The following is a 10141-nucleotide window of genomic DNA, read 5'->3' on the forward strand; positions in this document are numbered from 1 at the left end:
CCCCAGCCGGTGAGGTCGAGACGGAAGTGGGTGCCCTCGACGAGCATGTCGGTGGTGACCACGGTGGCGGCGGCGGGTCCCAGGACCGCGGCGTCGTCGCCGTTGCCGACCGGGTCGTCCACGGCGTGCCCGGCCGCGCCGCTCAGGACGGCGAGCACCGCGGCCTCGCCCGCCTCGGCGACGGTGAGGGCGCGGTCGGACACGGCGGCCACCTCTGCTTCCCGTGGTGTCTCGTCGCCGGGCACACCGGCGGGGGTCTGTAGCGTTGCCGTCAGGTTAGCGGCCGCCTGAGTCGGCGGCCGATCGTGGGAGGAAGGACGACACGACGTGGCTTCGACGGATTCGGACCCGGCCGGGCGGTATGACGCCGGCCCGCGGGACACCGGTACCCCGGGTGCGCGGGCGGTCCCCGTGTCGACCATCGTGGTGGTCCTCGCGGTGGTCGTCCCGCTGGTCATGCTCGCCGTCGTGTTGGTGCTGTTCCGCTCGGTGGGTGAGGAGGCCACGGAGGCGGCCGCGAGCGAGCCGGTGGCCGCGGTGCCCATCCCCTCGCCCGGAGCCGGGTCTGACCAGTGCGCCGCATTGATCGAGTCGCTCCCGGAGTCCCTCGGGGAGGCCGGCCGCGTCGCTCTGGCCGAACCGGCGCCGGAGGGGACGGCGGCATACCGGATGCCCGATGCCGAACCGGTGATCGTCCGCTGCGGACTGCCGGCTCCGCCGACCTTCACGGTGGGGGTGGGCCTGCAGGAGGTCAACGGCGTCCAGTGGTTCAACGAGCCCGATCCGGACCCGGCGGTCACCGCGTCGACCTGGGTCGCCGTCGACCGTCCGCAGTTCGTCGCGGTGACACTGCCCGACGGCAGTGGAACCGGCCCGATCCAGGATCTCTCCGACGCGCTCACCGCGAGCCTCGAGGCCGTCGAGCCGGACCCCGCACCGATCGGTTGACCCGGCCGACGGGGCCGGGGTGCGGCCGTCTCAGCCGCGGGCGAGTGCGGTCCGCACCAGGGTGTCGAGCAGGGTCGGGTAGTCGACGCCCGTCGCCGCCCACATCTGCGGGTACATGGAGATCGGGGTGAACCCGGGAATGGTGTTGACCTCGTTGATCACCGGCCCGTCGGCGGTGACGAAGAAGTCCACCCGACTCAGCCCCCGGGCTTCCAACGCGTGGAACGCCTCCACCGCCAGTGCGCGCAGTCGCCCGGTCTCCTCGTCCGACAGATCGGCGGGCAGGTCGAAGGTGGTCACGTCGTCGAGGTACTTGGTGTCGAAATCGTAAAAGGCGTCACCCTCGGTCCCACCCTCCCCGCCGGTGGGCTCGCCGGGGATGTGCAGTTCGGCGGGCAGACTCGCCTCCACCCGGCCATCGGGGTACTCGAGGACCCCGCACTCGACCTCGCGTCCGACTATCGCGGCCTCGACGATCACCTTCGGGTCGAAGCGTCGCGCCTCGGTGATCGCCGCATCGAGTTCCTCCGCCCGCGACACCTTGGTGATGCCGATGGACGAGCCGCCGCGGGCCGGCTTGACGAACAAGGGAAGCCCCAAGCGGTCGAGGTCCGGCGCCGGGAGCGTCGCGGTGCCCGGCCGGAGCACGACCTGCTGACCGATCGGCAGGCCCGCTGCGCCGAGGACGACCTTGGTGAACTCCTTGTCCATGCCGGCGGCACTGGCGAACACGCCCGGGCCGACATAGGGGATGCCCGAGAGTTCGAGCAACCCCTGGACGGTCCCGTCCTCCGCGTGGGTGCCGTGCATGACGGGGAAGACGACGTCCACCCGAGCGAGTTCCTCCCCGGCCCGGTCACCGCCCGAGAACCGCAGCACCCCGCGGTCGTCGGTGGACAGCCCCAGTGCGACCCCGGGGCGGTGCCGGTCGACGACCGGCATGCTGCGATCGACGATCCGCAGGTCGGACACGTCCTCCGGGCCGAGCGTCCACGTCCCGGATTCGGTGATCCCGACGGGGATGACCTCATAGATCGCGGGGTCGAGGTGCGACATGACGGCGCCGGCGGAGACGCAGCTCACTGAGTGCTCCGAGCTGCGACCGCCGTAGAGGACGGCAACGGTGATGCGATTCACCGGGCCGAGGCTACTCGGGCTTGGTGCTCCGCCTCATGAGGCGCACCGCCACCTCGACGGCGTCGCCCCCCTCGTGACAGATCTCGTGGATCGCCTCCGTCAGCGGCATCTCCACCCCGACCCTACGGGACAGCTCGCGGATCGACGTGCACGACTTGACCCCCTCGGCGACCTGACCGTTGGTGGCCTGCTGGGCCTGTTCCAGGGTCTCTCCCCTGCCCAGACGCTCGCCGAAGGTCCGGTTGCGGGACAGGGGCGAGGTGCAGGTCGCCACGAGGTCCCCGAGGCCCGCCAGCCCCGCGAAGGTCATCTGGTTGGCGCCCAGCGCCACGCCGAGCCTGGTGGTCTCGGCCAGCCCTCGGGTGACGAGGGTGGCCATGGTGTTGTCGCCCAGCCCCATCCCGGTGGCGATGCCGCACACGAGGGCGATGACGTTCTTGGTGGCGCCACCGATCTCGCAGCCCACGACGTCGGTGTTGGTGTACGGGCGGAAGTAGGGCGTGGAGAAGGCGTCCTGGAGCCGGGCCGCGCGCTCGTCGTCCGTGCAGGCGATCACGGTCGCCGCGGGCTGCCCCTCCGCGATCTCCCTCGCGAGGTTGGGGCCGGACAGCGCGGCGATCCGGCGATCGTCGAGCCCGGTGACCTCCGCGACGACCTCGCTGATGCGCATCAGGGTCCCTGTCTCGATGCCCTTGGCCAGCGAGATCACCCCGGCCTCCGGCTCGAGGTGGTCGACCCAGTGCTCGAGGTTGCCCCGCAGACTCTGGGACGGGACCGCCAGCACGACCTCCTCGGCGCCGGCCAGGACCCGCGCCGGGTCGGTCGACGCGGTGACCGTCGCCGGCAGCACGATGCCGGGGAGGTATTTGGAGTTGCAGTGCGCGTCGTTGATCCCGGCTGCCACCTCGTCCCGACGGGCCCACATCACGACCTCGGATCCGGCGTCGGCGAGAACCTTGCCGACCGCAGTCCCCCAGGACCCCGCACCCATCACCGCGATCCGCGCCATCATCGCCTCCCGACCGTCGACCTGCTCCCGACCGCCACCCTCAGGCGGATCGTGGTCAAACGCTACCCGGCGGAGGACGCTCGTGAGGCCCGGCTGGCAGGATGGCGGGCGATGAGCACAGCGGGGCACGGCGGGTCGACGGCTGACGGGTGGACGATCGTCGTCCCCGTCAAGGCGCTCGAGCGCGCCAAGAGCCGGTTGGTGCCCGCACTCACCGCGGACGGCAGGAGGGCTCTCGTGGTGGCGATGGCCGTGGACGTCCTGGCCGCCTGCCGGGAGACCCCGGGAGTCGCCCGCGTTCGCGTCGTCTCCGCCGACCCCCGTGTGGAGGAACTGGCCTCGGGGGCGGGGGCGGAGTTCGTCGACGAACCCGCCCGTACGGACCCCCGCCACGGTGACCCCCTCAATTTCGCCCTGGACAACGCACTCGCCGACGTCCCGGGTCCGGTCGGAGTGGTCGCGGCGGATCTCCCGGAACTGCGACCCGAGCACCTCGCGCGGATCCTGGATATCGCCGGCCGGCACCCGCACGCCACGGTCACGGACCACCGCGGAGCCGGGACCACGATGGCGTTCTGGACGGGCGCGCCCGCTCCCCGTGTCTGCCGGTTCGGTGTCGATTCGGCCGCCCGGTACCGCGACGAGGGCGGCGCGGTACAGATCGCGGCGGTGGGCGATCTGGCCGCCGCCGCCCGGGATGTCGACGTCCCGGAGGATCTCGCGAGGTTGCCGGGGCGGTCCGTCGGTCCCGCCACCGCCGGGGCCCTCCGTGACCCCTCCGTCCGCCTCCTCGCCCACGCGACCGGGGTATCGGCCACAATGGTCCCGTGACCGCCGAACCGACCGCCCTCCAGGGATTGCCCCGGCCCCGCGACCGCTACCTCAACCGCGAACTGAGCTGGCTCGACTTCAACGCCCGGGTCCTCGCACTCGCCGGGGAGAAGGACCTCCCGCTGCTGGAGAGAGCCAAGTTCCTCGCGATCTTCGCCTCGAACCTCGACGAGTTCTACATGGTCCGCGTGGCCGGTCTCCAGCGCCGCGACAAGACGGGACTGTCCGTACGCTCCGCGGACGGCCAGACCCCCGCCGAACAGCTGGGCCGCATCAGCCGACGGACGCGGGAACTGTGCGACGAACAGACCCGCTTGTTCGAGGACGAGATCCGCCCGGCGCTGGAGGAGCACGGGATCCGGATCCTGCCCTGGGCCGACCTCACGGCCGAGGAACGTTTCACCCTCGCGGAGCTGTTCCGTAACTCGATCTTCCCCGTCCTCACGCCCCTCGCTGTGGATCCCGCCCACCCGTTCCCGTACATCTCCGGGCTGAGCCTGAACCTCGCGGTGATCATCCGCGACCTGGACTCGGGCCAGGAGCACTTCGCCCGGGTGAAGATCCCGCACAACGTCCCGCGCTTCGTCCGGGTCGACCGCGGCGGCCCGGACGAGTACGCGTTCGTCCCCGCCGAGGACATCATCGCCGCGCACCTCCAGGATCTGTTCCAGGGCATGGAGGTCGTCGAGCACCACGTGTTCCGGGTGACCCGCAACGCGGACATGGAGGTCGAGGAGGACCGCGACGAGGACCTGCTGCAGGCACTCGAGCGCGAACTCGCCCGCCGGCGCTTCGGATCGGCCGTGCGGCTGGAGATCGCGGAGGACACCACCCCGCGGATGCTCCGCATCCTGCAGCGTGAGCTCGACGTGGACTCGGCCGACGTCATCCGGTTCTCGGGCCTGCTGGACCTCACGGGGCTCTGGCAGATCCACGGGCTGGACCTGCCGGATCTCAAGGACCCGCCCATGGTGCCGGCCACTCCCCCGGCGTTCGGTGAGAGGGAGACGGCCCGCAACATCTTCGCCTCCCTCCAGGAGGGCGACGTCCTCGTCGAGCACCCCTACGAGTCGTTCGCCACCACGGTCCAGCGGTTCATCGAGCAGGCCGCTGCCGACGACGACGTCCTGGCGATCAAACAGACCCTGTACCGGACCTCCGGCGACTCCCCCATCGTCAACGCGCTGGTCGATGCCGCCGCGGCCGGCAAACAGGTCGTCGCGCTGGTGGAGATCAAGGCCCGTTTCGACGAGCAGAACAACATCCGGTGGGCCCGCGAACTCGAGCAGGCCGGAGTCCACGTCGTGTATGGCCTCCTGGGCCTGAAGACCCACTGCAAGACCTGCCTCGTGGTGCGCAAGGAGGGCGACCGGCTCCAGCGCTACGCACACATCGGTACCGGCAACTACAACCCCAAGACGGCGCGCCTGTACGAGGACGTCGGCCTGTTCACCGCCGACGAGGACGTCGTGTCGGACCTGACGGATCTGTTCAACCACCTGACCGGGTTCTCCAACGTGAGCAAGTACCGCCGCCTCCTCGTGGCGCCGGAGGGCATCCGGTCGGGGATCGTCGAGCGGATCGACCGCGAGATCGAGCTGGCCGCCGAGGGACGCGAGGCCGGTATCCGGCTCAAGGCGAACGCCCTGGTCGACGAGCAGGTCATCGATGCCCTGTACCGCGCATCCCAGGCCGGGGTTCCGGTCGACATCGTGGTCCGTGGCATCTGTTCCCTCCGGGCGGGCGTCCCCGGCCTGAGCGAGAACATCCACGTCCGCTCGATTCTCGGGCGCTTCCTCGAGCACTCCCGGATCCTGCACTTCCGGGGCGCCGACGAGGCCCTCATCGGCAGTGCGGACATGATGCACCGCAATCTGGACCGCCGCGTAGAGGTGATGGTCACCGTCACCGATCCCCGGCTCAAGGCCCAGATCCACCGCATCTTCGACTCGGCCCTCGATCCGGCCACGCGCAGCTTCCATCTCCGGCACGACGCCAGCTGGGCCCGTATGCCCGCCCCGGAGGACTGGGCCGAGTCGGTCGACCATCAGGAGCGGTCGGCCTCACTGCACGCGGGATTCCGGGACCGATGAGCAAGAAGGCCACGGTCCGGGTGGTGCCGGCGGCGGGTGCGGTCCTGTACCTCACGGACGGCGACTCGCGCCTGTGTGCGGTGGTCCACCGCCCGCGCTACGACGACTGGTCCCTGCCCAAGGGCAAGGTCGACGCGGGCGAATCGTTGCCGGTCACCGCTGTCCGGGAGATCGCCGAGGAGACGGGATTCACCGCCGTCCTGCAGTCCCGCATCGGCACCACCGGCTACCCCCTCAAGGAGAACACCCGCAAGGAGGTCACGTACTGGTCGGCGATGGCCCGCGAGGGGACCTTCGAGCCGAACTCGGAGGTCGACGAGATCCGGTGGCTCCCGGTGGAGCAGGCCAAGGATCTGGTCTCCTACCCGTTGGACCGTAAGATCCTCACCCGCTTCTGCGCGGCCCCGCCCGAGGGAAAGACCCTGCTCGTCGTCCGGCACGCCAAGGCCGGCAGCAGGAGCCAGTGGAGCGGGAACGACGACCTGCGTCCCCTCGACAAGTCCGGACGGGCGCAGGCCGAGATGCTCGTGCCGATGCTCCGGGCGTTCGGCGTGACCCGGTTGTACAGCGCGCCCAGGGTCCGGTGCGAACAGACACTCGCGCCACTGGCGGACGAGCTCGGGGTGGGGATCGCGATCGAACCGGCGCTGAGCGACGAGGCGTACCTCGACGACCCGGCAGCCGCCGTGGCCCGGCTGGCCGCCATCGCCCCGGGCGACGGCGTCGCCGTGGTGTCCTCGCAGGGAACCGCCATCCCCGGGATGATCCGGGACCTGGCGGGCTCGACCGACATCGACGTCGGCGAGGCCGCCACCAAGAAGGCCGGCGTGTGGGCCCTGGGGTTCGACGGCACGCGGCCGACCTACGCCGACTACTACCCCAGCCCGCTACCGCTGTTCTGAGCTGCGGTAGCGGGCCGGTCGGTCAGCTGACCTTCTCGCGGTGGTTCACACCATTCTTGCGCAGGCCCCCGAACGACTGGTGGGAGCTGGAGCGCTTCGCGGCGAGCCGGTCCTCGGGGAGCGACTCGGTGCCCTGGATGACGGACTTGAAGTACTGGCCCGGCCGGAACACCGGTGAGTGGGTCGGCGGTACCGGGATCGACTCGCCGGTATGGGGGTTACGGGCGACCCGGGCCGCACGGGACTTCTTCTCGAAGATGCCGAAACCCATGATGGTGATGGATTCCCCGGACGCGACGGTCCGGACGATGATGTCGAGAGTGTTCTCCAGGGCCTCGGTGGCGAGTTGGTGATCTCCGCCCATCCGGTCCGCCAGTTCGGCGATCAGGTCGGCTTTGTTCACGTGGGGATCCCCCTTCGGGTGAGGTATGCGGGCGCGGTACCTGTCCGCGCCGAACTAGACATAAGCATACTCACATGGTTTCGCCACACGGGGGTGTTTCGGAGGTTGCTCCGAAACGACTTCTTATCCCACGATCAGCGCGGGGTCGTGACCGGCTTGAACGCGGGCCGCCGACTCTCGAACTCCTCGATCCGGTGGGCTTCGCGCAGCGTGAGGCCGATGTCGTCGAGCCCCTCCATGAGACGCCACCGGGTGTTGTCGTCGATGTCGAACGGTACCGTGACGTCACCGGCCGTGACGGTGCGCGACCCCAGGTCGACGGTCAGCTCGATACCCGGTCGCTCGTCCATGACCTTCCACAGGAGTTCGACGTTCTCCTGCTCGACCTGGGCGGCCACGAGACCGGACTTCCCCGAGTTACCGCGGAAGATGTCGGCGAACCGCGAGGAGATGACCACACGGAACCCGAAATCCATCAGGGCCCACACTGCGTGCTCGCGCGAGGACCCGGTTCCGAAGTCCGGTCCGGCGACCAGGACGGAGGCGCGGTCGTAGGGCGCCCGGTTGAGGACGAAGTCGGGCTCGCCTCCCCGCCAGGAGGAGAAGAGTCCGTCCTCGAAGCCGGTGCGCGTGACGCGCTTGAGGTACTCGGCCGGGATGATCTGGTCGGTGTCCACGTTGGAGCGGCGCAGCGGGGCGCCGATGCCGGTGTGGGTGGTGATCGGCTCCATGAGGTGTCAGGCCCCCTTCGCGGGCTCGAGGTCGACGGGTGAGGCGAAGTGTCCGAGCACCGCGGTGGCCGCGGCGACCGACGGACTGACCAGATGGGTGCGGGCCCCCTTGCCCTGGCGGCCCTCGAAATTGCGGTTCGATGTGGACGCGCACCGCTGGCCCGGCAGCAACGAGTCCGGGTTCATGCCCAGGCACATCGAACAGCCGGGTTGGCGCCATTCGGCGCCGAAGGCGGTGAAGACCTTGTCCAGCCCCTCCGCCTCGGCCTGTTCGCGCACGCGCATGGAGCCGGGCACGATGAGCATCCGGACCCCGTCGGCCACCGTGTGACCGTCGACGACCTCGGCGACGGCGCGCAGGTCCTCGATGCGACCGTTGGTGCACGAGCCGACGAACACGACGTCGACGGGCACGTCCCGCATCGGGGTGCCGGCCTCGAGGTCCATGTACTCCAGTGCGCTCTCGGCGGCGATGCGCGCGCTCTCGTCCGTGAACGACTCGGGGTCGGGGACGGCCGCACCCAGGGGCACGCCCTGGCCGGGGTTGGTGCCCCACGTGACGAAGGGGGTGAGGGCGGCACCGTCGATGACGACCTCGGTGTCGAACACCGCGTCCTCGTCGGTCCGGAGCCCGTCCCAGTACCGCACGGCCTCGTCCCACTCGTCACCCGCGGGCGCGTGCGGGCGACCGCGCAGGTAGTCGTAGGTGATCTGGTCCGGGGCGACCATGCCGGCCCTGGCACCGGCCTCGATGCTCATGTTGCAGATGGTCATCCGCGCCTCCATCGACAGCTTCTCGATGGCCTCGCCGCGGTACTCGATGATGTAGCCCTGCCCGCCGCCGGTGCCGATCTGGGCGATGACGGCCAGGATGAGGTCCTTGGCGGTGACGCCGGGCTGCAGCTCGCCGGTGACGGTGACGGCCATGGTCTTGAACGGGCGCAGGGCCAGCGTCTGGGTGGCCATGACGTGCTCGACCTCGGAGGTGCCGATGCCCATCGCGATGGAACCGAACGCCCCGTGCGTCGAGGTGTGCGAGTCACCGCATACCACGGTCATGCCCGGCTGGGTCAGGCCGAGTTGCGGACCCACGACGTGGACGATCCCCTGCTCGAGGTCGCCCATCGGGTACAGCCGGACACCGAACTCCTCGCAGTTGGAACGCAGCGTCTCGATCTGGATCCGCGAGGTCTGGTCGGCGATGAGGTTGACCGCGCCGCCGACGATGTCGGTCGGGACGTTGTGGTCCTCGGTCGCCAGGGTCAGGTCCGGGCGGCGGAGCCGGCGTCCGGCCAGGCGGAGACCGTCGAAGGCCTGAGGGCTGGTGACCTCGTGGACGAGGTGGAGATCGATGAACAGCAGGTCGGGCCCCCGGGACCCGCCCTCGCCCTCGCCCTCGACCACCACGTGGTCGTCCCAGACCTTCTCGGCCAGGGTCCGCGGTCGCGTGCCGCCGGACACGGTCTCGTTCATCACGCCTCCACTCCACGTCCTGATGGGATCCGATGGATTCTCACCATGTAGGACGATATAGTCGAACTGTGAGACAGTATAGCGGGATCGGGGTCCTCGACAAAGCGATGACGGTGCTCCACGCCGTGGCCGAGCAACCGTGCGTCCTGGCCGACCTCTGCGAGCGGACGGGCCTGCCTCGCGCGACCGCCCACCGGCTCGCGGTGGGGCTCGAGATCCACCAACTCCTCTCCCGTGACGACGCCGGGGTGTGGAGCCTGGGGCCCGGTCTGGCCAAGCTCGCCGCGCACGTGTCGGACTCCCTGGCCGAGGCCGCGTCCTCCGTGCTGCCCCGCCTGCGCGAGGTGACCGAGGAGAGCGTGCAGGTGTACCGGCGCGACGGTGACCGCCGGATCTGTGTGGCCTCCGCGGAACCACCGACGGGACTGCGGGACACGGTGCCCGTCGGGGCGATCCTGCCCATGACACGGGGCTCGGGCGCGAAGGTGTTGGCGGCGTGGGCCGACCCCGCCACCCAGCGCACCCTGCTCGCCGACGCCACGTACACCGAGCGCCAGCTCGCCGACGTCCGGCGGCGCGGCTGGGCGCAGTCGGTCGCCGAGCGGGAGGCGGGC

At 70.4% G+C, this 10141-nt stretch carries 10 protein-coding genes and 1 pseudogene; 5 read left to right on the forward strand and 6 right to left on the reverse strand.

The window, feature by feature from the left end; all coding sequences use genetic code 11:
- Positions 1-203, reverse strand: a pseudogene (locus G6024_RS14040) (thiamine-phosphate kinase); the annotation flags it as partial.
- Positions 204-327: 124 nt separating this feature from the next.
- On the opposite strand from G6024_RS14040, the gene G6024_RS14045 reads away from it, so the two are divergent.
- Positions 328-948 (forward strand): DUF3515 domain-containing protein, encoded by a 621-nt coding sequence (locus tag G6024_RS14045; protein ID WP_159148975.1) that lies wholly within the window; start codon positions 328-330, stop codon positions 946-948.
- A 30-nt stretch (positions 949-978) separates the two neighbouring features.
- On the opposite strand, the gene G6024_RS14050 is transcribed toward G6024_RS14045, so the two are convergent.
- Both G6024_RS14050 and G6024_RS14055 read right to left on the reverse strand, forming a co-directional pair.
- Positions 979-2085 carry a D-alanine--D-alanine ligase family protein gene (locus G6024_RS14050; protein WP_159148976.1) on the reverse strand — a complete coding sequence of 369 codons (1107 nt, stop codon included), beginning with the start codon at positions 2083-2085 and terminating at the stop codon, positions 979-981.
- A 10-nt stretch (positions 2086-2095) separates the two neighbouring features.
- Positions 2096-3094, reverse strand: a complete 999-nt coding sequence (locus G6024_RS14055) for an NAD(P)H-dependent glycerol-3-phosphate dehydrogenase (protein WP_069388469.1) — start codon at positions 3092-3094, stop codon at positions 2096-2098.
- Between the two features lie 111 nt (positions 3095-3205).
- On the opposite strand from G6024_RS14055, the gene cofC reads away from it, so the two are divergent.
- Genes cofC through G6024_RS14070 form a run of 3 tightly spaced genes read left to right on the forward strand, consistent with a single transcriptional unit; the run spans position 3206 to position 6920 of the window.
- On the forward strand, positions 3206-3925 hold the full coding sequence (gene cofC / locus G6024_RS14060) for a 2-phospho-L-lactate guanylyltransferase (protein ID WP_067717535.1): 720 nt from the start codon (positions 3206-3208) through the stop codon (positions 3923-3925).
- A complete protein-coding gene (locus G6024_RS14065) occupies positions 3922-6018 on the forward strand; it encodes an RNA degradosome polyphosphate kinase (RefSeq protein WP_096905297.1) in 2097 nt (698 codons plus the stop codon). The genes cofC and G6024_RS14065 overlap by 4 nt, the downstream gene beginning before the upstream one ends.
- Positions 6015-6920, forward strand: a complete 906-nt coding sequence (locus tag G6024_RS14070) for an NUDIX hydrolase (RefSeq protein WP_096905296.1) — start codon at positions 6015-6017, stop codon at positions 6918-6920. The genes G6024_RS14065 and G6024_RS14070 overlap by 4 nt, the downstream gene beginning before the upstream one ends.
- Positions 6921-6942: 22 nt before the next feature.
- Here the strand turns inward: G6024_RS14070 and G6024_RS14075 are convergent, their stop codons facing one another.
- The 3 genes from G6024_RS14075 to leuC form a co-directional block, all read right to left on the reverse strand.
- Positions 6943-7323 (reverse strand): HU family DNA-binding protein, encoded by a 381-nt coding sequence (locus G6024_RS14075; RefSeq protein ID WP_067717527.1) that lies wholly within the window; start codon positions 7321-7323, stop codon positions 6943-6945.
- A 134-nt stretch (positions 7324-7457) separates the two neighbouring features.
- Positions 7458-8054 (reverse strand): 3-isopropylmalate dehydratase small subunit, encoded by a 597-nt coding sequence (leuD, locus tag G6024_RS14080; RefSeq protein WP_096905295.1) that lies wholly within the window; start codon positions 8052-8054, stop codon positions 7458-7460.
- Positions 8055-8060: 6 nt separating this feature from the next.
- The gene (leuC, locus tag G6024_RS14085; protein WP_067717515.1) at positions 8061-9527 is read right to left on the reverse strand and encodes a 3-isopropylmalate dehydratase large subunit; all 1467 of its coding nucleotides are present in this window, start codon (positions 9525-9527) and stop codon (positions 8061-8063) included.
- A 68-nt stretch (positions 9528-9595) separates the two neighbouring features.
- Between leuC and G6024_RS14090 the strand changes: the two genes are divergently transcribed.
- Positions 9596-10141: IclR family transcriptional regulator (locus tag G6024_RS14090; protein ID WP_182640398.1), on the forward strand; the 546-nt coding region annotated here is incomplete at its 3' end.

Source organism: Dietzia maris, from assembly GCF_014144855.1.
Lineage (GTDB): Bacteria > Actinomycetota > Actinomycetes > Mycobacteriales > Mycobacteriaceae > Dietzia > Dietzia kunjamensis.

What these genes read in the sequence shown, in the direction of transcription:
- leuC (WP_067717515.1), bottom strand. Translation starts at nt 9,527, where the DNA reads ATGAACGAGACCGTGTCCGGCGGCACGCGACCGCGGACCCTGGCCGAG.
- G6024_RS14070 (WP_096905296.1), top strand. Translation starts at nt 6,015, where the DNA reads ATGAGCAAGAAGGCCACGGTCCGGGTGGTGCCGGCGGCGGGTGCGGTC.
- G6024_RS14055 (WP_069388469.1), bottom strand. Translation starts at nt 3,094, where the DNA reads ATGGCGCGGATCGCGGTGATGGGTGCGGGGTCCTGGGGGACTGCGGTC.
- cofC (WP_067717535.1), top strand. Translation starts at nt 3,206, where the DNA reads ATGAGCACAGCGGGGCACGGCGGGTCGACGGCTGACGGGTGGACGATC.
- leuD (WP_096905295.1), bottom strand. Translation starts at nt 8,054, where the DNA reads ATGGAGCCGATCACCACCCACACCGGCATCGGCGCCCCGCTGCGCCGC.